The sequence below is a fragment of the Paenibacillus albiflavus genome (genome assembly GCF_004344915.1).
Lineage (GTDB): Bacteria > Bacillota > Bacilli > Paenibacillales > NBRC-103111 > Paenibacillus_AM > Paenibacillus_AM albiflavus.
Genome location: NZ_SKFG01000012.1, coordinates 87,880 through 113,089 on the forward strand (window position 1 = coordinate 87,880; position 25,210 = coordinate 113,089).

At 41.2% G+C, this 25,210-nt stretch carries 22 protein-coding genes; 10 read left to right on the plus strand and 12 right to left on the minus strand.

Features of this window, described 5'->3' with window-relative positions:
* Positions 1-18: 18 nt before the first annotated feature.
* A complete protein-coding gene (locus E0485_RS13325; RefSeq protein WP_132418546.1) occupies positions 19-651 on the plus strand; it encodes an ArsR/SmtB family transcription factor in 633 nt (210 codons plus the stop codon).
* A 106-nt stretch (positions 652-757) separates the two neighbouring features.
* Here E0485_RS13325 and E0485_RS13330 read toward each other — a convergent pair whose 3' ends face one another.
* Entirely contained in the window at positions 758-1,639 is an 882-nt protein-coding gene (locus E0485_RS13330; RefSeq protein WP_132418547.1) for an NAD(P)-dependent oxidoreductase, read from the minus strand.
* 89 nt (positions 1,640-1,728) lie between these two features.
* Positions 1,729-2,589 carry a sugar phosphate isomerase/epimerase family protein gene (locus tag E0485_RS13335; protein WP_132418548.1) on the minus strand — a complete coding sequence of 287 codons (861 nt, stop codon included), beginning with the start codon at positions 2,587-2,589 and terminating at the stop codon, positions 1,729-1,731.
* 220 nt (positions 2,590-2,809) lie between these two features.
* Between E0485_RS13335 and E0485_RS13340 the strand changes: the two genes are divergently transcribed.
* Positions 2,810-3,340, plus strand: coding sequence for a DUF6199 family natural product biosynthesis protein (locus E0485_RS13340; protein ID WP_132418549.1), 531 nt, complete (start codon positions 2,810-2,812; stop codon positions 3,338-3,340).
* 52 nt (positions 3,341-3,392) lie between these two features.
* Positions 3,393-4,169: an alpha/beta hydrolase gene (locus tag E0485_RS13345; protein ID WP_132418550.1), complete on the plus strand. Its 777-nt coding sequence runs from the start codon at positions 3,393-3,395 to the stop codon at positions 4,167-4,169.
* A gap of 46 nt (positions 4,170-4,215) precedes the next feature.
* Here the strand turns inward: E0485_RS13345 and E0485_RS13350 are convergent, their stop codons facing one another.
* The 6 genes from E0485_RS13350 to E0485_RS13375 form a co-directional block, all read right to left on the minus strand.
* Positions 4,216-4,749: a GyrI-like domain-containing protein gene (locus E0485_RS13350; RefSeq protein ID WP_165921173.1), complete on the minus strand. Its 534-nt coding sequence runs from the start codon at positions 4,747-4,749 to the stop codon at positions 4,216-4,218.
* A gap of 70 nt (positions 4,750-4,819) precedes the next feature.
* Positions 4,820-5,770 (minus strand): helix-turn-helix transcriptional regulator, encoded by a 951-nt coding sequence (locus E0485_RS13355; RefSeq protein ID WP_132418552.1) that lies wholly within the window; start codon positions 5,768-5,770, stop codon positions 4,820-4,822.
* 59 nt (positions 5,771-5,829) lie between these two features.
* Positions 5,830-6,777, minus strand: a complete 948-nt coding sequence (locus tag E0485_RS13360) for an L-lactate dehydrogenase (RefSeq protein WP_132418553.1) — start codon at positions 6,775-6,777, stop codon at positions 5,830-5,832.
* A gap of 177 nt (positions 6,778-6,954) precedes the next feature.
* Complete coding sequence (locus tag E0485_RS13365) at positions 6,955-7,923, minus strand: DUF4097 family beta strand repeat-containing protein (RefSeq protein ID WP_132418554.1); 969 nt, start codon at positions 7,921-7,923, stop codon at positions 6,955-6,957.
* The gene (locus E0485_RS13370) at positions 7,920-8,525 is read right to left on the minus strand and encodes a DUF1700 domain-containing protein (RefSeq protein ID WP_165921174.1); all 606 of its coding nucleotides are present in this window, start codon (positions 8,523-8,525) and stop codon (positions 7,920-7,922) included. Before E0485_RS13370 ends, E0485_RS13365 begins: the two co-directional genes overlap by 4 nt.
* Before the next feature lies 1 nt (position 8,526).
* The gene (locus E0485_RS13375; RefSeq protein ID WP_132418556.1) at positions 8,527-8,847 is read right to left on the minus strand and encodes a PadR family transcriptional regulator; all 321 of its coding nucleotides are present in this window, start codon (positions 8,845-8,847) and stop codon (positions 8,527-8,529) included.
* Between the two features lie 211 nt (positions 8,848-9,058).
* Between E0485_RS13375 and E0485_RS13380 the strand changes: the two genes are divergently transcribed.
* Positions 9,059-9,610, plus strand: a complete 552-nt coding sequence (locus E0485_RS13380) for a nitroreductase family protein (protein ID WP_235857560.1) — start codon at positions 9,059-9,061, stop codon at positions 9,608-9,610.
* Positions 9,611-9,615: 5 nt separating this feature from the next.
* On the opposite strand, the gene rfbC is transcribed toward E0485_RS13380, so the two are convergent.
* Entirely contained in the window at positions 9,616-10,170 is a 555-nt protein-coding gene (gene rfbC, locus E0485_RS13385) for a dTDP-4-dehydrorhamnose 3,5-epimerase (RefSeq protein WP_132418558.1), read from the minus strand.
* A 221-nt stretch (positions 10,171-10,391) separates the two neighbouring features.
* Between rfbC and E0485_RS13390 the strand changes: the two genes are divergently transcribed.
* The 4 genes from E0485_RS13390 to E0485_RS13405 all read left to right on the plus strand — a co-directional run bounded on the left by E0485_RS13390 (position 10,392) and on the right by E0485_RS13405 (position 15,134).
* A complete protein-coding gene (locus tag E0485_RS13390; RefSeq protein ID WP_132418559.1) occupies positions 10,392-11,072 on the plus strand; it encodes a response regulator transcription factor in 681 nt (226 codons plus the stop codon).
* Positions 11,069-12,442, plus strand: coding sequence for a sensor histidine kinase (locus tag E0485_RS13395; protein WP_132418560.1), 1,374 nt, complete (start codon positions 11,069-11,071; stop codon positions 12,440-12,442). Before E0485_RS13390 ends, E0485_RS13395 begins: the two co-directional genes overlap by 4 nt.
* A gap of 80 nt (positions 12,443-12,522) precedes the next feature.
* A complete protein-coding gene (locus E0485_RS13400; RefSeq protein ID WP_132418561.1) occupies positions 12,523-14,739 on the plus strand; it encodes an MMPL family transporter in 2,217 nt (738 codons plus the stop codon).
* Positions 14,736-15,134 carry a DUF2871 family protein gene (locus E0485_RS13405; RefSeq protein ID WP_132418562.1) on the plus strand — a complete coding sequence of 133 codons (399 nt, stop codon included), beginning with the start codon at positions 14,736-14,738 and terminating at the stop codon, positions 15,132-15,134. Before E0485_RS13400 ends, E0485_RS13405 begins: the two co-directional genes overlap by 4 nt.
* Positions 15,135-15,504: 370 nt before the next feature.
* Here E0485_RS13405 and E0485_RS13410 read toward each other — a convergent pair whose 3' ends face one another.
* The 3 genes from E0485_RS13410 to E0485_RS13420 form a co-directional block, all read right to left on the minus strand.
* On the minus strand, positions 15,505-19,866 hold the full coding sequence (locus E0485_RS13410) for an LPXTG cell wall anchor domain-containing protein (protein WP_132418563.1): 4,362 nt from the start codon (positions 19,864-19,866) through the stop codon (positions 15,505-15,507).
* A 251-nt stretch (positions 19,867-20,117) separates the two neighbouring features.
* Entirely contained in the window at positions 20,118-20,786 is a 669-nt protein-coding gene (locus tag E0485_RS13415; protein ID WP_132418564.1) for a class D sortase, read from the minus strand.
* A 1-nt stretch (position 20,787) separates the two neighbouring features.
* Positions 20,788-21,933: a response regulator gene (locus tag E0485_RS13420; protein WP_235857561.1), complete on the minus strand. Its 1,146-nt coding sequence runs from the start codon at positions 21,931-21,933 to the stop codon at positions 20,788-20,790.
* 229 nt (positions 21,934-22,162) lie between these two features.
* On the opposite strand from E0485_RS13420, the gene E0485_RS13425 reads away from it, so the two are divergent.
* Together E0485_RS13425 and E0485_RS13430 are read left to right on the plus strand one after the other, a co-directional pair.
* Positions 22,163-23,668 (plus strand): ABC transporter substrate-binding protein, encoded by a 1,506-nt coding sequence (locus E0485_RS13425; RefSeq protein WP_165921175.1) that lies wholly within the window; start codon positions 22,163-22,165, stop codon positions 23,666-23,668.
* Between the two features lie 140 nt (positions 23,669-23,808).
* Positions 23,809-25,200: an ABC transporter substrate-binding protein gene (locus E0485_RS13430; RefSeq protein ID WP_132418567.1), complete on the plus strand. Its 1,392-nt coding sequence runs from the start codon at positions 23,809-23,811 to the stop codon at positions 25,198-25,200.
* Positions 25,201-25,210: the final 10 nt, after the last annotated feature.

The window sequence follows — 25,210 nt, forward strand, 5'->3', positions numbered from 1 at the left end:
AGTAAAGGATGAACACTTATGGCAAATACACCGGCAATAACAGATATCGAGATTGCAAAGCTTTTGCTTGATCCGAAACGTAATCAGATCTTATCGTTAGCCAACAATGAACCGATAACCGTCAAGCAAATGGCCGAGAAGATGAATGAGCTGCCATCAAGACTGTATTATCACGTTAAGAAACTTGAAGAGGTTGGTTTCATTGAGCTCGTTGAAACGAAGCAGCAAGGCAATCTAATCGAGAAATATTATTTAACGAATCCGCGAATGAATAGAAACTATCAATTTGATGATAAAATGCTGTCCGAAAACTCTACTTTTATGATGCAAAGGATCACATCGCTCATTAATTCGGGATTGAACGTCATTCAGCATTCATTACAAACCGAATCTGACGAATATGAAGCCGATGTTAGCATTGCCTTCAAAGCTTTAACGAGCACCAAGTGGAAACTTAGCCATGACCAAATGCTTGAAGCTCTGAAACCTCAGCAAAAACTTCCTAATGATTCTGACTCCGAGAAGCCATCCGTCATTGGCACAGAAGAGAACGGCTCAGATGCAGAAGAGAAAGATAGTTACGTGTTTGTTATCCTCAGCTATCGCCAGAAGGATGCGGAGCGCTTAAGTAGTGGACAAAAGAACGAGTAGGAGTCTTTCTATTAATATTAGGTGTTTATAATGAAGAGTAGGACTCATAATAAACAACTAAAGCCAAGTCCAGATCAATAGGACTTGGCTTAATCTCTATTACAGGCTATTCCATCCAAACTTTGTACAACGCTTGTGTTCCTTTATCCTCATAGCCTTGCTCAGCAAGCTGCTTGTATAAGGATGCTGCCAGTGCTAAGCCTGGTGTCTTAAGTCCCATTGCTTCTGCTGACTCAAGTGCAATCCCCATGTCCTTTATAAAATGCTTAATATAGAAGCCCGGCTCAAAGTTCCCTGCAATCATACGGGGCGCCAGATTGCTCAATGACCAGCTTCCAGCTGCTCCTGTTGCGATACTTTGCAATACAGTATCTGGATCAAGACCAGATGATTTCGCATAAGCAAGGGCTTCGCATACTCCAATCATGTTCGATGCGATTGCAATCTGATTACACATTTTCGTATGCTGGCCTGCACCTGCCTTACCTTGGAGAACAACATTCGTACCCATTAGCTGGAAGATAGGCAGCATGGCTTCATAATCTTCCTGATCCCCGCCTACCATTATCGATAATCTAGCTTCTCGAGCCCCGACATCTCCGCCAGATACAGGCGCATCCAGTGCATGCATTTGCCGTTCTTTCGCTTGCTTATATATGTCTGCTGCAAGCAGCGGGCTTGAAGTGGTCATATCGATAAGGTATGTACCCGCTTTCGATTGCTTCAGCAATCCTTGTTCACCCAAGTAGATCTCTTCGACATCCTTCGGATACCCAACCATGGTAATGATAACATCGCATTCAGCAGCTAATGTAGCAGGTGATTGATGCCATGCTGCACCCTGATCTATTAATTCGGTAGCCTTGCTCATGGTACGCGTATAAATATGCAGCGGATAGCCCACTTTCATGAGATGACCTGCCATACTTTTACCCATAACGCCAATGCCTATAAAACCCACTTTCGTGTGATTCGCCTGTATTCCCATCTGCTTGTTCCCCCTAATCGTTAAACACTCCTCCTTTCATTAAAACTTATATTGCTATAAAGTACAAACTCGAATTCGAAACAGTATGATTATTCATTCCAGATTCTAACCGCATTCTCCATGCTTGTCTTCGAACCCCATTTGCACTCTTCCAAACCTTCAAATTCAACAGAGAAGTAGCCTGAATATCCAGACTGCTTAATCAAACGAAGCACTTCATATAAATCGATATCGCCTTGACCAAGTACAGCGCCTCTTAAATAATTGCCACTCGCAGTAGGGAACCAGCCATCTCCTGGATTGCGATGTGCAGGACGAAGGTAGAAATCCTTCAAATGTACGATAGAGGCGTATGGTAAACTACGTTTAATCGCATCAAGCGGATTCTCATCGACGCACAAGAAATTGCCCACATCAAGCGTCGTTCGGAAATTTGGACGATTCACTTGTTCTACTAACGTAATCACCCGATTGCTTCCCTGAATATAGTAACCGTGATTCTCTATAGAAGTAACGATATCATATTGTGCCGCATAGTCAGCAATTTCCTGACACACCTCCACGAGCAATCCGAGGTCTTTTATATAATTTGTCAAAGTAGCTTCAGCTATTGGCCGAGATGCTACGTCATGACGCATCAGTTTCACACCTAGTCTACTTGCAATATCAACTTGCCTTTTGACACGATCCACTTCATCCCTTAGCTTTTGTTCATTCTCTACAATGAAGTTAGCACCAATGGCATAATTGGATACATCAATTTGTGCCTGTCTTGCTTCTTCGCGAATTCGTTCTGGAAGATCTGAATCTTGTGCGATATCAAATCCAACAGGCACGATCTCAATGTGTTTCCCGCCTTCAGCAGCAACCCATCTGATCGCATCGATAATCGTCATACTCCCCGACTTAATCTCCCTGAATAAACTATACGAACTTAAACCAATCTTCATATGGTTCTCTCCCCTTCTCCCTGATTCAATTAAACAAAAATCATAGCGAGATGGCCCTGCGACCAGCGCTAGGGAGGATTTGTCCCCCGACTCATCTTATCAGAATAATCCAAATAATACTATGATGTTGTTCATTCATTCATACAGTGTCCTTATTAATTATTTATGTTGATTGCCTATTTTTTCCTATGTTATGATCCTATTGAAAGAGGTGAAATTGGTGCTAATAATTTTTCTCCTTATTGTCATTATTTTCGGAATTATTAATATATTCTCCCCGCAAGCTGGATGGTATTTAACGATCGGATGGAAGTTTAAGGACGCTGAGCCTAGCGACGCCGCTTTATTCGTTCAACGTCTGTCCGGAATCATTGGTAGTATAATCGCCATTATTGTACTGATTTCTACGATTAGCAGCAGCATACATGAATCGAACTGGCCGGCTAAATTTAAGGAGCGCATGCAACCAGCCTTAATCGCTGAAATGCATACGCGGGACTACTCCTATTCAAACGATGAAATCGCGCGAATCGTAGAGCTCATTAAACAATCGAATATCACTCGGAATGGACCCCAAGATTATTCTTTCGGCTACAACGCAAGCTTGGAAATCAAATTCATTGACGGATCTTCCGAAACGATCTATGTTATGAGTGGCTTAGAAATTCAGCCATGGGGCGTGGATGTGAAATATAGATTTGAGAACTCGGAATTAAGCAGGCTGATCATAGCCAAAGGTTCGATAGAATAAATCCACTCATTGAAACATTATATTTAACTTGAGATCAAAGGAGATTCTGACGATGGCACTAATCACATGCAGTATTTATTCAGAAGTGTTACAGCTTACAACCACTATGACCGTCATAATACCGCAGCAATTTGCTCATCTAAATCAGTCCAAGAATAGCCGAAATGATGGTCGATATCCGACACTCTATCTGCTGCACGGAATGTCAGACGATCATTCCAATTGGGTACGTTATTCATTGATCGAGCGTTATGCGAATGAACATCAACTTGCTGTTGTTATGCCGCAGGCAGACCTTAGCTTTTATACCGATATGACTTATGGAAATAAATATTGGACGTTCATAACAGAAGAGTTACCTGTCGTTGCGCGCTCTCTCTTCCCACTGTCATCAGCGAGGGAGGATAACTTCGTAGCAGGCTTCTCTATGGGGGGATACGGCGCATTCAAATGGGCATTGCGTCACCCTGAGCAATTCGCGGCAGCTGCCAGCATCTCTGGGGCCTTAGACATTACCTCGACTACGATTCGTAATTTACTCGGGGACCGTTATCGATATATTTTCGGAGAGCATGATCCAATAGGAACAGAGGATGATCTTATCCATTTGCTTGCACAAACTAACGATAGCAATGAAGTTCAGCCACTGTTCTATCAATGTGTCGGCACCAAGGATTACCTATATGAAATGAACCAGACATTCCGACTAGCGTGCGAGCAGACAAATTTGGATTACACCTATTTAGAACATCCAGATGCAAGCCATGACTGGAACTATAGCGATGCTAGCATAAAGGAAATAATGAACTGGCTTCCGATTCGTCCATAAACAAACAAGCTGCCTTCCGATTCTTAACGTAAGGCAGCTTTCTCATTTATTTAATCGCAATATAGATATCTACTTCAACATCATTAATGTCCGCACAGCGAATACGATCATATACTTCAAAATCCCCTGTGTAAGTACGCTCATATCCTGAAGTCATGGACCATTGCCAGATCGACTGCCAAGCTTCTGCCACCACAGTAGACATAGGACCTCTTCTAGTGGTGAATACGGCATACTTGGCTGCTGGAGCTTTGATCACTTTGACACCTTCTGGCATGGATTGATCGGAATTTACTTGTACACCAACGAGGATTGTATATTCCCCCATCGCTCCGTCCACATAGTCACAGTAGCATCCATATGTAACACCAGGCTCTGTTTGATCGGGAATTAAGGTATTTATACCTTGCTCATAATAACGAGACCATAGCTTAGGAATAACTGCTTGCTCTGTGATTTCCTGCATATTCGTCGTACGTTCTGCTATCCCAACCAGAATCATCGCATCCTTCTGCTCAATTCTCACTGGCTCTAAGCTACCTGCTGCAGCATGATTCTGTGAAGACATGAAATCTTCCATTCGTAACTCCTCCTCTATCTGAATAAGCTCATTATAGATGAAGGAACCTGACAACATATTGTCAGGTTTATTACGTACGCTCGTAGATCTTCACAATATTCATGGCAATCGCTTGAATTCTATCACGAATATGCGATGGCTGCAGCACTTCCACATCTTGCCCAAAGCTTAGAATGAAGCCGTATAACCAGTTATCCTCTGGATAATCGATCATAATCCGATAATTCCCTTCGCTATCTTGCTCTAGCTGCTCCACCCCGAACCATTCCTCCGCAATATGCCTAATCCTTTTGTGAAAACGAAGCACTAGCTGCATTCGTTCAGACGAACTGTTAGAGACCATCCACCCTTGATTCCAAGGCAGCTCTCCGATCGGAATATCTTGTCGGCTATAGGTTTCTTCTTGGATGATCAGATCCTTCATCCGCATCACCTTAAACATACGGAAATCATTTTTATCCGTACAGTGAGCATATAGATACCATTTCTGCTGCTTTAAAATCAATGTATACGGATGCACACTGCGCGACGTAATTTGCCCTTCTGCATTGGAATAAGTGAAGGTAATCGCCTGGCATCCTTCAATCGCCTGCTTAATCACATTCAACTTATCCTCTAGATGGGGATTCACCCCCCAAGAGGAGAAATCAACGATAAACTGCTGGGTCATACGTTGAAACTGATCTGTCTGCGCCGTAGGAATTATACTATTTATTTTCTCCATCAGCATGTTATTCTGATTATTCCGATATGGAGTAGAGACACTCTGAAGTGCAGTCATGATAGCTGCAAGCTCCTGATTCGTTAACAAGTTGCGATCTAATCGGTAGCCTTCAATCAGACCAATTCCCCCACCTGCCCCTTGCGAAGTCGTAATCGGAATACCCGCTTGATTAATCACCTCTATATCGCGATAAATCGTTCGCACAGATACCTCAAATAAATCAGCAAGCTCTTTGGCTTGAACCATTCTGCGATTCATGAGCAAAATAACGATGGAGAGCAGTCGATCTAACTTCATAAGCATCTCTCATTTCTCTAATTGTTCTATTCACACTTCCTTCCTCATTATACTTGAAGTTACAACTTAATGGATTGAATAGCTTCTTTGAGCACCTTCGCGGAATGATGGAATTTACTCATTTCATCATCCGTTAACCGAAGCTCCAGAATCTCACGTACACCTGTATGGTTAATAACGGATGGAACTCCGATATAGACATCCTCTAATCCATACTGTCCTGTTAATAGGGAAGACACACTCAGAATGGAATTCTCGCTGCGAACAATCGCTTTCGTTAGACGGGCAAGCCCCATTGCAATCCCATAATACGTCGCTCCTTTACGATCTATAATATGATAGGCAGCGTCTCTTACATTTGTAAAATAATAATCTAAATCCGCTTGCGTAATCCCCATATTCTCAGTGACATAATCCATCATTGGTCTTGCTCCAACATAAGTATTACTCCATATCGGCAGCTCCGTATCCCCATGTTCACCCATAATGTAAGCTTGAATACTATGAGCATCCATTTGAAAGGCGTCACTAAGCATATAACGAAGTCTTGCCGTATCCAGAATCGTACCAGAGCCTATTACCCTCTCAGGGGATACGCCAGCATATTTCCACGTCACATAAGTGAGCACATCTACAGGATTCGTTGCCACAATAAAAATACCATTAAATCCAGACTCCATAATCGAAGCTACGATCTGTTTGAAGATGCTTGAATTTTTGCCGATCAGATCAAGTCTCGTTTCTCCTGGCTTCTGATTCACTCCTGCTGTAATCACGACGATATCTGCATCTTTGCAATCCGAATAATCGCCAGCCCAAATACGCATCGGTGTTGTAAAAGGAATCCCATGGTTAAGATCCATAGCATCTCCCTCTGCTTTGCGCTCATTCTGATCAATGATGACAAGTTCACTGACAATACCTTGATTCAGTAATGCAAACGCATAGCTAGAGCCAACGAATCCAGCGCCTATTAATACAACTCTGCTTACTTTCTGTTTTAGCATTTGATTTGCAACCCCATTCCTAGCTGATCGATAAAATCGATACCATCATTTGGCTCTTATTGTGCCAGCCAGCTAACAAAAATATACCCAGAAGAAACGGTTTCACCGTCCCTGAAGGCGGGATACAAATAAAGCAACAACCAGGAAATCCTAGTTGCTGCTCCATACGTGCTATTCTTATTTCTCTTTGATCGAGATGCTGCCTGATGTCGTTCTAACCTTAATAACCTCATCCGTTTGTTTCTTTGAATCTGGGGCAGAGATGGAGCCTGAACTCGATCTTAAGTCATACATACCTCCAAAGCCTGCTGGAATAGTTAAGCTGACACTACCCGCTGACGATTCTATTTCTGCTGATTTGGTTATCAGATCTGTCAAATGGATAGATCCTGAAGTTGTTTCGACCTTAATGTTATCACTTGTTACCTGTTCGAGTCGCACACTTCCTGCACTTGCTGAAACCTGTATATTGCCTTTCAGCTTAGCGCCCTTAATACTACCTGATGTTGCCCCAAGACTAATACGCTCAGCAGATACTTGATCGACTCGAACGCTACCGGCTGTACTAGACACATCTAATTGATCAGCCAGCAATTCAAGAATGGAGACACTCCCTGATGTACTAGCTACATTAGCTTGATCTGCATATAAATTAGCAACAGATACACTTCCTGCGGTGCTTCTAATATCGGCTCTATGCGCACGAAGATTGGATAAATTCATACTTCCTGAACTTGTTTTTGTGGTAAGGGAATCAAGAATTTCTTGTTCTGACATCGTAATCACAATTTTCTGCTTGTCTGAACCTGAAAAATTAAAGAAAGCAAAATACTTCGATTTATCATGCAAATTCAAATCTAACGTTCCATTTGAAATTTTGGCTGCTTCAATTTGCGCGATTACTTCTTCCGGCGCCGATCCTGATATACGAACCGAGCCATGATCATCAGAGCTTGAAACCATCTGAACATCGATCGCCAAGCTGCTGTCTATCTTAAAGTTCTTCAATTCATTCTTAGAAAAAGTCCACTCTTTCTCATAGAAAGTTCCACTAGAATTCTGTCCAAAATTAAAATTCGTAGATACCACCCCTAATCCCCCAACTATCATGCAGATGATGCCTAGTGCTATTAATATTTTTTTCATGATGATTTGCCTCCTCTAACGACTCCCGCCATCCACTTGCAATATCCTGCTGTCATTCTAAGTAACCCTTTGAAAACAGATTTTATATTCGGTGCTAATACTAAACCTAAGCCAAACAATCCAACGGCTGCAAACCATTTCGCAGGAACAAACTCGGAATACATCATAAAATCAGCAAAGCAAAGCAATGGACTTAAGATAAAAGCAATAGAGGCAGCGCTTAATGAGAACCAAATTGCCCACATACTTATCCCAAAGGGAAAGACAATTATGGTAAGGAAACCAAATGCGATTGATAAGAACACCTTGCTAATTGCGCTTGATGAAGATTGTTTCTTATACTTCTGAGAAATGGGTTCTTGTCTGTAGTTGTAATTGTTATCACGAGAATGACTCCTATGCTGCTCATTGCGCTCTTGCAATACTTCCTGAACAATCTCATAAGGATTGCCCAGCTCGCTGCAAATTTCCTCTTCCGTCTTACCGCTCTGAATTCCAAAAGCAAAATGAGCCTCATATTCATACAACAGTTCATTTCTCTCAGCCAAAGATAAACTTCTTAACTGTTCTGCAAGAATTCTCATGTATTGTTCTTTATTCATCCTACTTCCCATCCTCTAACAAATGATTTATCCCTGTTACGAATTGCTTCCACTCCGCAACCATCAAGCTAAGATATGCGGCACCTAATTGCGTTAACCTGTAATACTTCCGAGGCGGCCCTTCATTCGATTCCTGCAAATAAGTTTCGCAGTACCCTTCCTTAACGAGCCTCCGCAAGAGCGGATACAGCGCACCCTCTGCAACTTCAATATAATTAGAAAGCTGCTGTGCAAGTTCATAGCCGTACTGATCCTTCTTCCGAATCAGGACGAGCACACAAAGCTCCAACACACCTTTTTTAAACTGAATAATTACATTCATTACGTCCTCCAATTATTGATAGCTATTATTTTATTTCATAGTACTGATCAATAATCACTACTGTAAAATCAATATAACATGCAGTACTGAATAATGCAAGGTAGTGTAGAAACTAAATTACTTGACATGTCTTGATCAACAATCATATATTATTGAGTATTGAGAATTATTATCAGTAATTAGACGATTAGACACAATGGAGGTAATTTTTTTGACAACAATCCAAAGCATTATTAAAGAAAGACGTTCTGTAAGTAAATTCAAAGATACGCCTATCTCCACAGAATTAATTATTGAGTTATTGAATGTGGCGATCTGGGCGCCTAATCATAAACTAACAGAACCATGGAGGTTCATCCTGGTCCAAGGAGAAGGCAAGAAACATATGGCTAATGCCGTGGTTGAATCCTTTACTCCTGAGAATAAAGAGAAAATCGGAGAAAAAACTTACAATAACCTTGTGAATAACGTGCCTGTCCATCTTGTTGTTGTAGTCAAAGAGGATGAGAACCCTGTTCGTAGGGAAGAAGATTATGCAGCAACCGCTAGTCTTATTCAGAACTTCCAGCTCGCTGCATGGGAGCAAGGAATCGGTATGGTATGGAAAACAAGCGGTTTTATTAAATCCGAACAGTTCCGTCATGCGCTAAGCATTGAATCTGATGAACGCGTTGTTGGCTTGCTGCAGCTCGGCTATCCGGAAATGATTCCTGACGCAAGACCTCGTGTGCCTGCTGAAGAGAAATTGACCGTATTTGAATAAAACGCCTAGATTGTAAAATTAATTTCGGCTTCATCTAATTTAGGTAAATCGCGATCCTTGAGCGATAGCATCGGATTCCTGACAGGCCAATCAATACCAATAAAGTCATCATCCCAAGCAATACCACGATCACATTCAGGCGTGTAGTATTCATCTGTTTTATAGAACACCTGCGTGTTCGGAACAAGTGTACAAAAGCCATGTGCAAAGCCTTTGGGAATGAGCAATTGTCTGCGATTAGATTCACTCAGCACAACGCCTGTCCAATGTCCGAACGTTGAAGAGCCTCTGCGAAGGTCAACAGCTACATCGAATATAGCGCCAGTTAGAACTCTTACCAGCTTAGTCTGTGCTTTGGGCTCTAGCTGATAGTGCAAACCTCTGATGATACCCGCTTCCTTCGATAAGGATTGGTTGTCCTGGATGAATGCAAGTGAAATTCCTGCAGCTTGAAACTCTCGAGAGTTATAACTTTCCATAAAGAAGCCTCTAGGGTCTTCATAGCTTGCAGGCTCAATAATCTTGACATCTCGTAATTGCTTCGTTGCGATTACATGCATACGACTAACCTCCACTCACCCGTTTTATAACACCATATGCAACGAGTAAGCGGAACAGACTAATACACGAACGACTCCGAGGAAATTCCTAACGGAGTCGTTTATTTAGTTTGGGTGTGCTCATCTTACATAAGGGTGCTTTCCGGCCGAGCTTGCAAATCAATGAACGCAAGGATAATCTTGTTAATGAGATCAAGTTCTATTCTACAAGGAGGAGCACAATGAGCATACAGATTCTCGTCGCGGACGACGATCCGCATATTCGCGAGCTTGTCAGCTTAATGTTGAAGAGAGAAGGCTACGGGGTACATGAAGCGGAGGATGGTGGCCATGCTGCAAATATACTCGAACAAGAGAATATCCATTTGGCTGTTATCGATGTCATGATGCCTGTGAAGAACGGCTGGCAACTCGTAGAAGAGATTCGAGGACATTATGATATCCCTGTCATTCTGCTTACAGCTAAGGGACAAGCCAAAGACATTGAAACTGGTTTCCTTGCCGGAACCGATGATTATATGATTAAGCCATTTGAACCCAAAGAACTGCTCTTCCGAATCAAGGCACTGCTTCGTCGTTATCGGATGGTTTCGTCTGAGGTCATTAAACTGAACAATACGACGATCAATCGCAAGAGCTATGAAGTGATCCACGGTGGCGAAATCGAGACATTGCCTCTGAAGGAATTCGAGCTTCTATCCCAGTTAGCGAGCTTCCCTGGACAAATTTTTACACGGGAACAATTAGTGGAACTCATATGGGGAGCTGATTTTAACGGGGATAACCGCACTGTAGATGTGCATATTAAACGTCTACGTGAACGCTTTGCCCGTAATACGGATGATTTTGTCATCACCACCGTTCGAGGTATCGGGTATAAACTTGAGGTACAAGAATCATGAAAACACTCTACGTTCGAATCGTCCTCATTGCGCTCTTAATCGGAATCATTAGCAGCATCTTAGGGCTGCTTGCGACGAATATCCATTATCAAATGAACTTAAAGACGTACTACGAGGAGAAATTAGTCCATATTGCCAAGGAAATCAGAACACTCTATTCAAAATCACCTGAACTTAGCATGGATGATTATTTCCCCCATATGGCCAATACGGGTTTTCAGATCTTCTTGACTGACGGTACCCATAGCCATTTTTATGGCAGAGCTTTCGGTAATACAGAGCTTGCTCCAGAACGTGTCCAGAAAGTGCTGAACGGAGAAGTGTACTACGGTGCAATTAGTAATAACAGCCGCATTACGATAGCGGGTTATTTTGAAAATAGTCTGCACAATAGTGTCGGCATTCCGATTCAAATTAGCGGAAAGCCTTATGCTCTGTTCATTAAACCTGATTTAACCCAGCAAATTGGGGAAGTGCGAAATATTATGGCACTGCTATTAACGTTTACTGCATTATTTAGTATAGTGCTCATCATTATTTTCACCCGCTATATTGTAAAGCCTATTCGTTCGCTAACCACCGCTACACAAAAAATTGTAAACGGCGAATACGAATTTCGGCTTGATGTGAATCGTAAGGACGAGATCGGTGAACTTGCCAGGCATTTTGCCCATATGTCGGAGTCACTAAAGCAGCTTGATGAGATGCGGCAAGAGTTCGTTGCCAATGTATCTCATGAGATCCAATCTCCACTAACTTCTATACAAGGCTTTGTTCATGAGATTCTGAATGAAGAGACGAACCCGAACGATAAGGAACGCTATCTTCACATTATTGATGAAGAAAGCAGACGCTTATCTTCATTAAGCAAGCAACTTCTGACTCTCGCTTCACTCGACAAGGAAAGCGGGGTTATTAAACCATCCCTCTATCGCTTGGATGAACAAATCAGACAGATTGTTATCGCGAATGAATGGTTATGGGCAGATAAAGAGATCATGATTGAACTTGATCTGGCAGAGATCAAGGTGCGCGCAGATCAACAGCTTCTGCATCTCGTATGGACGAATCTATTGGTTAACGCGATTAAATTTTCCGAACACGGCTCTTCCATTCAGATCAATATTCGAATTGAGCAGCAGATCATTGTGACGATTCAGGATCACGGAATCGGTATTCCGGAAGAGGAGCTTCCGCATATTTTTGATCGATTCTATAAAGTCGATAAAGCAAGAAACCGCTCTCGATCCGGAAGCGGCTTAGGCTTATCAATTGTTCAACAGATTATTCGCTTGCATCGTGGAACGATTGACGTGCAGAGTCAAATCGGGATCGGAACAACTTTCATTATACAGCTTCCGCATTTGTAATAGACTGTTCATACGGTGTTCATATTTCTGTTCTACTATTACCTCTATATCCGAGTGTAGACAGGAGTTGAAGCAACCCTATGTTACGTGGATTTCGCAAGTTAGCCGAATGGACTAGTAATCCCAAAGGAGCCAAAATCATTTTAGCCGCCTGGCTTGTCGTTATCATTTTATTAAGTGTAATTGCACCAGGTTCCAAGCAGTACGCACATAATAGCCAAGAAGGCAGCATACATGAGAATACGCCTTCCGCCACCGCGACTGAGCTTATGAATGAATATTATCCATCGAAGAACGGCTTAACCGCCTTGCTCGTATTTCATCGTCCTACAGGAATTACAGCGGATGATGAGCAGCAAATTAATCAATTAAGCGAGTGGCTAACTTCGGATGACAAGCCAGAGTTTGTAGCGTCCTCACTCCCTTATCATAAGCTTCCGAATGAAGTAAAGAAGAGTATTCTATCTGAGGATCAAACCTCATTGCTGATCAATATTGCGATGCAGAAAGATATCAGCTCAGACCAAAACTATCAAGCATTGAACCAAATTACGGAGCAATTCAACAAGCTAAACGCTAATGGTCTTCAATTTGAAATTACAGGTCCTGCTGGAATTACTGCGGATACAATCAATCTGTTTAAAAATGCCGATTTCGTTCTCATGTTCGCAACGGTTGGTCTCATTCTCGTTATGTTGATCGTCATCTATCGCTCACCTCTTCTCGCCATTATTCCGTTGCTTGTTGCAGGTGTTGTTTATCAAATAGTTGATCGACTACTGGGACTGGGTGCGAAGAGTGAATGGTTCGTAGTCGATAATTCAGCGACCTCGATCATGATGGTTATGCTATTCGCTGTATTGACCGATTATTGCCTATTCATCGTTTCTCGCTATCGAGAAGAGCTTCGCAAAATCGGCTCTAAGCACACGGCAATGCGTATGACGATGACTCATCTGGGAGAGCCGATTGCATTCAGCGGCGGTACCGTGTTAATCGCTATGCTTACATTGCTAGCATGTATTTTCAAGCCCTATAATCACTTTGCACCAGTATTCTCAGTCGCGATTGTCGTTATCCTGTTGGCAGGATTAACTCTGATTCCAAGCATATTCACTTTGCTAGGTCGCAAAGCATACTGGCCCTTCGTTCCTAAGCTAGATGCACAGACGGAAGCGCCACATCGTTTCTGGAGCTGTATTGGATCGATGGTAACCAAGAAGCCGATTGTTTCAGCTACTGTTCTGCTCGTGCTGCTCGTTGGTTCTGCACTTAATTTATTCTCGATGAACTACTCCTTCAATCTGATGAAATCTTTTCCCGATAACATTACATCGCGTCAGGGATTTGAGCTACTGGAGCAGCATTATCCGAAGGGAGAGCTTGCCCCTGTTAGCGTGATATTGAAATCAGATAAAGAGCTTCAATTGAATGAGGGTTTCATCAAACAATTGACTTTATTAACGAATGAGTTGAAGAGGCAGCCAGGGATCGAAGAGATTAACCCAGCGATTTCAAGCGATTGGATTGCAAACCCTGATAAGCTTCCAAAGAATTTTATCTCGGACAATAAGAAGGCAATCAAACTTCAGATCATATTGAGCGACAATCCCTATGACCAAGCAGCGCTTAATACCCTGCAATCCTTGAGGGAAAATGCGTCAAGTTCACTTGCGGCCAGCAACCTGAATGCGGTCGATTATTCGCTTCACTATGCAGGGCAAACAGCCGAACAGCTAGATGTACGCGAAATGAATACGAGAGATACCATTCTCCTATTTTCCTTAATTACCGTCTTCATTACGATTATGCTGCTCTTCCAGACAAGATCGCTGAAGCTAGCTCTATTAATGATCCTGACAATCCTGCTATCCTACGCAGCAACACTTGGTCTAGGTTGGATGATCTATCACCTGATGCTCGGCTATGATTCTATCAGTTATCGCTTGCCGCTTTATACTTTTGTATTTATGGTAGCTTTAGGTGTGGATTACAATATTATGCTAGTTTCGAGAATTAATGAAGAAGCACGCAGCTATGAGTGGAAAGAAGCGATCAAGCGCGGTGTTACCTATACAGGTGGAGTGATTTCCTCCGCAGGACTGATTCTAGCAGCTACTTTCTGTGTCTTGATTACTCAGCCGCTACAGGAATTATTCCTATTTGGACTAACGATGGCGATGGGGATCATTATTGATACATTCCTCGTTCGCGGGGTACTACTACCAAGCATTATGGCTTTAATGGTTAAGAAACCACAACATCACAATCAAACTTTTAAGGAGCTGTCTTCATGAAAAAATTATATTATTCATCCCTATTCTATGTCATTCTAGGTCTGATTGCGGGCTTATCCTATCGTGAGTTAACGAAGCATAGTGACTTCACAGGCAACACCGTATTAGTAGCAACCCATACGCATATTCTGGTACTCGGATTCCTGTTCTTCTTGCTCGTTCTCATCCTAGCTAAACAGTTCGGAGTTCATCAGCGCAAAGGCTTCTCAAGCTGGTTCATTGTGTATCACATAGGCTTGCTAGCTACAGTCGGTGCACTAGCTGCTCGTGGAATCATGCAAATTAACGGAACTGATTTTGCTGGCTTGCCTCATATCGCAGGACTTGGTCATACAATTCTCGGCGGTGCCTTGATCTGGTTCGTCATCATGGTAGGGAAATCGATTAAAGAATAAGCGGTTATAAAAGATAGGACTATTCATAGATAGATCATTCTATTTATGAATAGTCCTTTGTTTGTTGTTGAGGTTGGGTGGATGGTGGGTGGATGAGAAAAGTTGATCGAGCAAGTTTGGCTGCATTTTGTACAGGCAAAATAGTCTAAATCACAGGTTAATGAAACTTTGACTGCATATTATACAGGCTAATTACTAGCCATTAGTTAAATTCTGTAATAACCCCCCATTTGCCTGCACAAATTGCATTCAAAAGCTAAATTCCTCTCTAAATGTATGATTTGACTGCATGTTTTACATCCAAAGCAATCAAATACAAAAAAAGGTTGAGCAGTAGGATTACACTGCTCAACCTTTTATTTATTTTTCACTAGTTATGCGTACGTTTCTTTCTGAAAATCAATAATGCAGCACCTAGAATAATGAACGCAAGTCCGGCTAGCTGCAGAGGCAGTCCGCTTTCTTCACCCGTTTTCGGAAGAACTCCGCCAGGCTTCTGATTACCGTCAGTCGGTAAATTACCTGTACCTTTGCCGCCATCGCCTTTGTCGTCACCATCACCCTTGGTTCCGTTATTTCCATTATCGCCGTTGTTACCTCCATTATCACCATTGTTTCCTGTACCACCGTTACCATTAGGATCAGTTGGATCCGTCGGCGTTGGTGTCGGTGTTGGTGTAGGTGTTGGTGTAGGAGTCACCGTTGGCGTAGGTGTTGGGGTTGGTGTAGGAGTCGGGGTTGGAGTACCGCCATTCTCACCACCGCCGCCGCCACCGCCACCGCCTGTGCTGCGGCGGTAATTCTCAACGTTAACCATCGTTACATTATTCTTAACGATTTCGAACTCTGAATATTTATTCTTGATCGTATAACCATTTGGCGCTTTGATTTCTTCAAAATAATACTTGCCAGGTCTGAGATCTGTTATTGTTAGCTCACCTTTAGAATCGGTTATACCAGTTATCTCATTTCCGTTTGAATCTTTAACGGGAACTTTATTCTCATCTAGAAGCTTAAATTCTGCTCCTGAAAGAACAACTGTTGGATGACCGTTCTCAACCTTCGTAAGTTTCACAATCCCTGGTGTTAAATCATTAGAGGCTGTAACTGTAACATCCTCTGCCCCATCCTCAATGGTGAATGGAACAGCTTGGGAATTTAATTCATAGTCCTTTGGTGCACTCGTCTCAATAAAATAGTAGCTTCCACCTTTTAGATCAGGAACATGAATCTCTCCACTACCATTCGTTTTGAGTCCACTTTCAATTAGTTTATCTTGTGATGGGTCATTGGAATCCATGACTTGCATAAGATTAAACTCTGCATTTTCAAGAAGATGATGATTAAAGCGGTCTTCCTTGACTAACGTTACAGAACCAGTATCGATAATTGAATTCACTTTGGTTTTAGTCTCAACAACCGTTTGATTCGCTTGGATTGTAAAATCTACTGGTGATGCATCCAATGTATATCCAAGCGGGGCTTTCGTTTCAATCAATTGATATTTGCCCGGATCAAGATTAGGAAGCGTAATCCTACCCTGAGTATCTGTCATTAAGTCAGTTTTTCCAAGTACATCTTCATATACGGACCCATTCTGTTTCTGCAGTTTAAACTTGGCACCTTCTAAGCCTTTACTGTGAAGATCATCAACTTTCATTAAGATTACGCCTTGCTTAACTTTGGGATTAATAATGTTAATCGAAACTGCATTCCCTTTAAAATCAATTACTTTGCCTGTTACTAATTCGTTGTCTGCAATTACATAACCTATTGGAGCGTATTTCTCCTTCAGCATGTATTTGATACCTTTATCTTCATGGAACTTATATGAGTTCTTGGTTTCTGCTACACCATTTTCGCCACTCACAAAAGTTTCTAGAAGAATGGATCCTGATTCATTATATAACTCAAATTCTGCACCTGCTAATGGTTGATTTGAATCATCTACTTTGACAATTTTAAGCTTTTGTTTACCAGTAGGAGCTGCTCCTCCACCAGCACTAGAAAACTTGGCTTCAAATTGACCTCCATCATTCTTCTCTACTGTCGTCTGACTTTGTCCAGCAAATTTAACTTCATTACTAATTTGCTGCTTATCACCAGCATTTATAAATGTCTGATACGTTAAAATGTAAGCAGTATCCAGTTTTTCTTTGAATGTTAGCTTAAACTTATCATTAAGCACTTCTAATTCATACTCAGATGGATTAACCAAGTTTTTGTCATTTATTGCACCAATCGTTCCATTGCCGTTGACTCCCGGTTTATAGAGCTTGAATGAATCTTTAATGTAAAAATGCAAAGGCTCACCATCATTAGACTTATTAAGTGAGTCTGTTAATACAGAATTCTTCTCAATGTGAGATTGGCTGCGATTAATATTAACTGTCCAATAGGCGATATCGACATCTTTACCTGTTCCTTGCTTTCCAGATTTCTCAATAAACTCTCCGCCGTATTTAGGATTAACAGTTGCTGTTTCTTCGAAAAGATAATCAGTAGAGTCTCCGTCCTGCAATGTTGCATGGTTCTTGTATACTGCTTCTACAGGGAAGCCTGCTAAACTGGTCTTGTACGTAATACGATAAGCTTCATGAATTGAACCAAGATTTAATCTAAAACCTTCATTGCCATCAGCATCTTTTGTGGCCTTAAAATCCTTAGGGGGTATTGGTGTTAGTTCAGGCTCTACGCCATTCTCCCCACCGGAAAGCTTTAATTTTTTGATATCTAATGAACCCGTTACAAATGTTTGCCCTTTGCCATACGTATCCTGAATTATAGCTTCCGTAATGTCGTGAAGATTATAATTCAAATCAATCGTCCACGTAATTTCTTTTGAATTGGCATTATACGTGCCCGTTTTCTTACCATTCTTCTTCGTATAATTATCAATATCAGGAGTCTTTGACTTTTCCATTTTGATTTGTGTTGGTTTTTCCACCCAGTCAAGTGTCGCCTTGTTCGTATACCCACCTGATGGAATAGGCTTTGTAGAATCAAAGCTTGTCTGATATTTAATTACATGACTTGATTCAATTTTGTTATTAAATGTAATTTTGAATCCTTTATCGTAACTTGGATCTTCCTCGACGGTATAGTTCTTTTTATCCGAATTTACTTCAATCCCATAAATTACGATGCTATCTTCAACCAGCTTCATATTTTTACCAATATAGCTATCCGTTATAACGACACCTGTCATCGACAGGTTATCATCGTTAAGATTAATTCTCCAATTAATCCTCTTGTTTGCAAAATCCACACTGTCTACATGCTTCCAAAATATTTTTTGAACATTGTTTCCACTAGCTGTTGCAGTGGTCCCGTCAAACATCTTAACTTCATTATTTACTTTAACAGAATCACCATAAATACGTTCAATCGATTTAGTCGTATACTTAATTTCGTATGCCGAAGTAATTTTAGCATCAAATTTTAATTTGAACCCTGCTTTTTTATTGACTGAATCTGTTAATGGTGTAACCTCAAAATTGGTTACAGCCCCACCTTGTTTAGCTGATCCATCATCATTAATCGTCATTTGGTGAACATCAATATCACCAACTAATTCTTGACTATCATCGAAGAGATCTTCTATCCAAGCATCATCTTTATCTATCGGCTGCTCATTGTAATTATACTGAATTGTCCAAGTCATCGTTTGTGTAGCAGGATCATACTCTGATGTTTTATCAAGAGGTTTACTGAACTCAACTGGTACGCGATCTGACTCGGTCTGTAGATATGGATTTTCATTAATAGTTCCAGTAACCGTTGCTTTATTAGTATATGCCCCTTTATATGGGTCTTCGAGGATTGGTGCTACAGTAGTTGCATATTTAACCCGATAAGCTTTATCAATATCTCCAAAGTGGATTTCAAAACTTTTGCCATCAGCAGCTACAACAGCCGCTTTAGTTGAATCTTCCTGACCTTGCTTGACAGTTCCATCTATTTGAACCTCTAGTTCATACACCTCAATGATCGAATTCTTATCTATTGCCAATCCATCAGGAAGTTCATCCTTAAAGATTGCATTATCGATCTTCTCTTCTCCCTTATTAAAATCAACCTGCCAGCTGATCTTACCAGGATTCTTCACCTTATCTGGAACACCTGATTTATCCATTTCAGTCATGTTCTTATTCTTGAAATGAACTTCTATTGGCAGAATTCCTTCAAATTCAAAATCAATAGGTTGTTTAGTACCACCCGAAAACTTGCTTTTATCAAATTTACTCCAAACGTAAAAATTCCCTTTTAAACCTGTACCATCATTAATTGCATCTGAAAAAGTAAACGTAACGATACCATCGTCAGAAACCGTATAATTTCCTGCTCCTCCGTCAAGTAGACCAGGTTTTATGCCGGATACTTTAAACTTATCTGGAAGTCTAAAGACAAAAGTGTCACCTTCATGGTATTTGCCAGATTCATTCTTAAGTTCCCACTCAAATATAACAGCTGCTTCACTATCGATATCAGGGCGAATATCCACCAGGTTATTTCCTTGCGGCTCAAAGTGTGATAGCTCCGTTTCGCTATCTGTTTCTATTAAAGGCGCTTGATCCCACATAGACACACTTGTTATGATATTCTCCTTAATCTTACTTTCCTCCAGCGGATTCTTAGGCCCGTCCGCCCTCACCACCGAAGTTGGCACAACAAAACTCAAGAATAAGGCCATAATAAGAAATACATGCATTGCTTTCTTTAATTTATACATTGTTTAAACCTTCACCTCTCATACTTCTTTCAACTTTTTTGTCATGCAAAACTTAAACAGTAAGCCAGCCTCCTCCTTTAGATGATCATTTGATCAATTCGGATAGCGCAATTCGTGCTGTTTCCTGCTGTCAGTCCAAGTCGATACTTATCAAATTAACTATACAGATGCCCGTTGAATATTTTCTGAATATGACCCAAACGACAAAAAACTACCTATATTCACATATAGGTAGGGTATACGCTTGTCCCTTAATCGATTATCTTCCCTTTAACAATAAGACGATGAGTAGGATCTACCATAGGGTGACAAGTAACCAGGGTAATCTCCTTATCCTTCTTGTTCCCTTCTAATACCCATACTTCCTCTGGCTTCACGTACAGCTTCTCTGTGACGGTGTATGTAAATTGATGATCGCCATTATCGACATCGATCTTGTCGCCGACTTCCATTTCATCCAGTCTGTTGAAATTCCGACCGTATGTAAAGTTACGATGTCCTGCGATGGCATAATTACCGAGTTCGCCTGCTTTGCCTGTGTTCTCAATGCTGGCAACCGTCGTTTTCATATTTATATCCGTCGCACCATGCAGAATAGGGAGCATTAGATCGATTTTTTCTATAGACAGTATGCCCTCCATATTCTTGTAGCTGCTAAAATCAGGCTTAGCTGTTGGTGTCGCTTCAATTTCGCTGGTCGTGCGCGTTAATTCATCCGTACCCATTGCGGAAGATTGCCCAGTATCCTGAGCATCGTTATCCACGTGATCATCACCGTTATCAATTTGAAGAAGACTATTCTGCCATTCTTTCACCAGCTTCTGCTGCTGGTAATCATAATAGAGCTCGCTTGCTTTGGGGAAGACGAGAATCATGATGCCAATCAGAATGAGCGTTCCAGCGATCATTTTCATTTTCATATCAATTAGGCCCTTTACTCCACTCAAGATACCATTCGGTTAATTCCTGGCTAGGCTCTCCATCAAACTCTTCTTGAAGAATATCCGAAATAAGTTGATATTGTTTTCTCACTTCTAATTGATAGTTTAGCTTATCGTAAACCCGCATCAATCCAAAATAACCATCCTCAGCAAAAGGCAATCTTTCTCTTATTTGCTGATACAGCAGAATGGCATCGGTATATTGACCGAGAGATGCATAGTATTCGGCTAATTGCTTCACAGGGTCGAGCCAAATTAACCGGAGTCTCTCTTGTTCGTACTCTATCCATTGATAGCGATGCTCCTCCAAAAAATCACCTGTGTATGATACCATTATTGACTGATACTTTTCAACCGATTCCGAACTAATAGGTGGCAGCTGACGTACACTATTCTCCCATTCTTCCGCATCAAGCCTCATTTCTCCCCAAATCAATCGATACCCTTCATCCTTATATTTGATCTCAAGATCAAAGCCAGCCGTTTTGATAATTTTACGAATTTGATAGATGGCAGTATGTAATTGTGTAGTAGCCTTCTCAGTGTCGTAGTCTGGCCATAACAAGTCAATTAACGATTGTTTGCTCACAGTTTTGTCCCGATAATGTACGAGGTAGGCGAATAACTCAGGGGCTTTGAGCGTTTTCCAAGGAAAGGGCTGCGTATCCCCACATTGATCAACATAATGCAGGTTCTGCAAACAGCAGAGCATTGTTCGATTTGTCCCTTTATTTGCTGCTATTCCTGTGTTACCTGAATCTATCATTCTTTGAAGTGTTTTCGTCAATCGGTCATGATGCACGGGCTTCATTATATAATCAAGTGCATTTACCTCAAAAGCTTTGACTGCATATTCATGATAGGCCGTCACAAAAATGATCCGTAGATTAGGTTGAACATCCAATAATCGCTCAGCTAGTTCAAATCCGTCTAATTCAGGCATCTCAATATCGATAAATGCTAAATCTAGTGTTTCTTTGGAGGCTGTCTCAATTGCAGAATAAGAGTCCTGATAACCCCCTACTAACTCTAGGGAATAGTCACTACTAATTTGTTCTTCTAATAGCTTTTTCATTTTTTGTAATGCTAGCCATTCATCATCCACAACAATTGCTCTCAAGCTCATCCACCTCTTAAATGTTGCTCTCTATCTACAGTTTCCAAATTTATTGTAGCACAATTGAATCCATTTATGTCCAAGTTGAGTGACTCATGAGCAAAGGTCCGATCGACTCTATTGGATTCCATTTCGATATACTTACTATCGGTAAAACTGCATGAAGTTTGTAATAGCATGTAATATTAGGTAAAATCTTAAGTGTACATATAAAAAATATAGCGGAAGGATGAGAGATTTGCAGTTTAATGGAAAAAAAATACTTTCAATCGCACTTACAGGTATCATGTTAGTGCCTTTGCTCACTGCTTGTTCATTTGGGGGAAAGGCTAGTGACAAGGAAGAACGCGTTCTACGCATTGCGACAAGCGAACTTTATGATGGAGAAGATGAATATTTCCGTCAACAATTCACCAATATTTTTGAATTTAATAATCCGAATATTAAGATTGAAATTGTCTCCGTTCGTGATGAGAGCGAGAAGTTCAATTATTACTATGGCAATGACGATAGTCAGTCTGCCAAAACATTCAAAGATCCGGTTCAAACCCTGCAAGAAATGATAGAAGGCCCAAATCCGCCAGATCTGATCGCGATGAGCTATGATCAAATGTCTATCATGTTAGAAAAGAATCTATTATCTCCACTTGATAGTAAAATGGCAGAGGACAAATTTGATACAACGGATTATGTGCCTGCTGTCTATGAAGGGATCAAAAACCTAAGCCCTGATGGCAAAATGTATGCCTTAGCTCCAATCTTTAATTCATCTGCACTTGTCTATAACAAAAAGCTGTTTGCCGATGCAGGAGTCGAGCCTCCTAGCGATAATATGACTTGGGATGATATCTTTGCACTTGCTCAGCGGGTTTCCAAGCCAGATGCAGACAAACCAATCTCTGGCTTCTCTTTCACGCCATATAGATGGGGCGATGCATTTGAAGACATGAACGTCTACACTAATTCATTGCAGCTTCGCTATTTTGATGAGGCTGGTGAGAAAATGACGGTCGATACGCCAGAATGGGAGAAGGTTTGGAATAAACTCACTCAATTGCAGAAGGATAAAATAACACCAAGTGTGAACGAACAATTTAATTACGAGGAAAATAGAGGACCATTCTCACATGATCGTTTCATGTCTGGCCGTGTAGCAATGTCCATTATTAGCTATGGGCAACTTGGACAAATCATCGATGCCAATAAGAATAGCAGCCAAATCAAGGACTACACGCCGATTGATTTTGACGTAGTAACCATCCCAAGTCACCCTGAAAATCCTGGAGTGGTTCCGAATTTCAATATGTCAGGCTTAATGGGCATCAGCTCTAAAGCAACGAATCCAGAAGATGCATGGAAGCTCATAAAGTTCGTTAACAGCCCAGAATGGGCCAAAATCAAAGCCGGCGGCAGCTATGAATTAACTGCCCGCAAAAGCTATATTAAACCAAAGAATGGAGAAACTTTTAACATTGAGGCGTTCTACAATGTGAAACCATCTTCATTTATGGGTAACGATTATTATCGAATGTACCGTGAGAAGCCTAATTTACAAAAAGCAATGAACCCAGGACGAAATGAGCTTCAAGAAGTTCTCGCAGGTAATAAATCTGTTAAGGATGGACTCAAAAGCTGGCAGGAACAAGGGGATAACATTCTTCAGCAAATCAAAGCTAATCCGAATGGACCTGCCACAGATTCAGGCGCATCATCGGGTTCAACCACCATTGTACCTGTAAGATAATTACACACAAGGAGGAACCACTGAAATTCGTTTCAGTGGTTCTTTGTATGCTATAATCCTCATATCTTTAAGATTCGAAACCATGATTCTATTTTACCTGTAGCAGCAATACATATGGATCAGATGGAGGGGTAGTGTAGATGATCAAGAGAAACCTATTAACTGTAAGCTTAACTATTATTCTATTTGCGATAATGATGACTGCATGCGCCTTCAACGGACAGGAGGCTAAGCCAGTACAAGAGAGAACACTTCGCATCGCAACGAGTGAAGGGTTTGGAGAAGATGATGAATATTTCCGTATGAAATATACGAATATCTTTGAATATAATCATCCGAATATTCATCTTGAAATTATGGATACTCATCTTGAAGAGGATCCGTTCCATTCCATGCTTCAATTAATGGAAGGGGCTGATCCGCCAGATGTCGTCATGCTAAATGCTAATCAGATGTCTGAAATGCTGGAGAAGAATCTGTTATCTCCATTAGATAGTAGATTAGTAGATGCAAAATATGATTTTAGCAATTATGTCCCTGCTGTCTATGAAGGCATTCGAAATTTAAGTCCGGATGGACAAATTTATGCAATGGCACCTTTGTTTAATTCATCTGCTCTTCTATATAATAAACAAATTTTCGATGATGCAGGTGTTCCTTATCCGCATGACAATATGACTTGGGATGAAACGTTTGAACTTGCTCGGCGTATAAGCAGCAAGCAAGACGGAAAGATTCCGATCTACGGTTTCTCCTTCAATCCACAGAGAAGGCAAGATACTTTTAGCGCAATGCGTGTATATACAGACCCCTTGCAATTGAATTATGTAAATGCAACAGTAGATGCTATGACTGTGGATAATGGCAATTGGGAAAAGGCTTGGAATACAGTCTATCAATTACAAGAGCAAGGGATTACACCACCTGTACATGATCCGAACAACCTGAATCCGTTGATCGAAAGCCTAGCAAGTGATAGCGCCTTTCCGAATGACTATTTTAAGCTAGGGCTTCTGGGGATGACGATTATTAGCTATGACCAACTAAATCGTCTAATCGATTTGGATGCACATGCGGATCAAATACCGAACTACTCCCGGATTGATTGGGATGTTGCTACGATTCCTTGCCACCCCGAATATCCCGGAGCTGTAAGTAATGTGGAACTTCAAGGACTCATGGCAATCAATACTAGAGCGACCAACCCCCAAGATGCATGGTCCTTTATTCGTTTCATTAATAGTCCAACTTGGGCCAAAATCAAAATCGACCATCACTCGCAGCTATCTGCTTACAAGCAAGTTGTTAATTCTTCTGGCAGAGATTATCATGTCGAAGCATTCTGCAATATTAAGCCAATAGGCTTAAGCTCTGGTCTCGATGAATACCGATTAGAACAAATAAACCCAACCGTTACCGAGGCGGTGGACCTGGGTCGTACTGAGCTTCGTAAAGTAATGCTCGGTAAGCAATCAACCAAAGACGGACTAAAAGCTTGGCAAGAGCAGGGCAATGATATTTTAAGGCAATGAACGAATAAGT

Coding starts and splice junctions, on each gene's coding strand:
- E0485_RS13325 (WP_132418546.1), top strand. CDS start 19: ATGGCAAATACACCGGCAATAACAGATATCGAGATTGCAAAGCTTTTG.
- E0485_RS13330 (WP_132418547.1), bottom strand. CDS start 1,639: ATGGGAATACAGGCGAATCACACGAAAGTGGGTTTTATAGGCATTGGC.
- E0485_RS13335 (WP_132418548.1), bottom strand. CDS start 2,589: ATGAAGATTGGTTTAAGTTCGTATAGTTTATTCAGGGAGATTAAGTCG.
- E0485_RS13345 (WP_132418550.1), top strand. CDS start 3,393: ATGGCACTAATCACATGCAGTATTTATTCAGAAGTGTTACAGCTTACA.
- E0485_RS13350 (WP_165921173.1), bottom strand. CDS start 4,749: ATGGAAGATTTCATGTCTTCACAGAATCATGCTGCAGCAGGTAGCTTA.
- E0485_RS13355 (WP_132418552.1), bottom strand. CDS start 5,770: ATGAAGTTAGATCGACTGCTCTCCATCGTTATTTTGCTCATGAATCGC.
- E0485_RS13360 (WP_132418553.1), bottom strand. CDS start 6,777: ATGCTAAAACAGAAAGTAAGCAGAGTTGTATTAATAGGCGCTGGATTC.
- E0485_RS13365 (WP_132418554.1), bottom strand. CDS start 7,923: ATGAAAAAAATATTAATAGCACTAGGCATCATCTGCATGATAGTTGGG.
- E0485_RS13370 (WP_165921174.1), bottom strand. CDS start 8,525: ATGAATAAAGAACAATACATGAGAATTCTTGCAGAACAGTTAAGAAGT.
- E0485_RS13375 (WP_132418556.1), bottom strand. CDS start 8,847: ATGAATGTAATTATTCAGTTTAAAAAAGGTGTGTTGGAGCTTTGTGTG.
- rfbC (WP_132418558.1), bottom strand. CDS start 10,170: ATGCATGTAATCGCAACGAAGCAATTACGAGATGTCAAGATTATTGAG.
- E0485_RS13390 (WP_132418559.1), top strand. CDS start 10,392: ATGAGCATACAGATTCTCGTCGCGGACGACGATCCGCATATTCGCGAG.
- E0485_RS13395 (WP_132418560.1), top strand. CDS start 11,069: ATGAAAACACTCTACGTTCGAATCGTCCTCATTGCGCTCTTAATCGGA.
- E0485_RS13400 (WP_132418561.1), top strand. CDS start 12,523: ATGTTACGTGGATTTCGCAAGTTAGCCGAATGGACTAGTAATCCCAAA.
- E0485_RS13405 (WP_132418562.1), top strand. CDS start 14,736: ATGAAAAAATTATATTATTCATCCCTATTCTATGTCATTCTAGGTCTG.
- E0485_RS13410 (WP_132418563.1), bottom strand. CDS start 19,866: ATGTATAAATTAAAGAAAGCAATGCATGTATTTCTTATTATGGCCTTA.
- E0485_RS13415 (WP_132418564.1), bottom strand. CDS start 20,786: ATGAAAATGAAAATGATCGCTGGAACGCTCATTCTGATTGGCATCATG.
- E0485_RS13420 (WP_235857561.1), bottom strand. CDS start 21,933: ATGAGCTTGAGAGCAATTGTTGTGGATGATGAATGGCTAGCATTACAA.
- E0485_RS13430 (WP_132418567.1), top strand. CDS start 23,809: ATGATCAAGAGAAACCTATTAACTGTAAGCTTAACTATTATTCTATTT.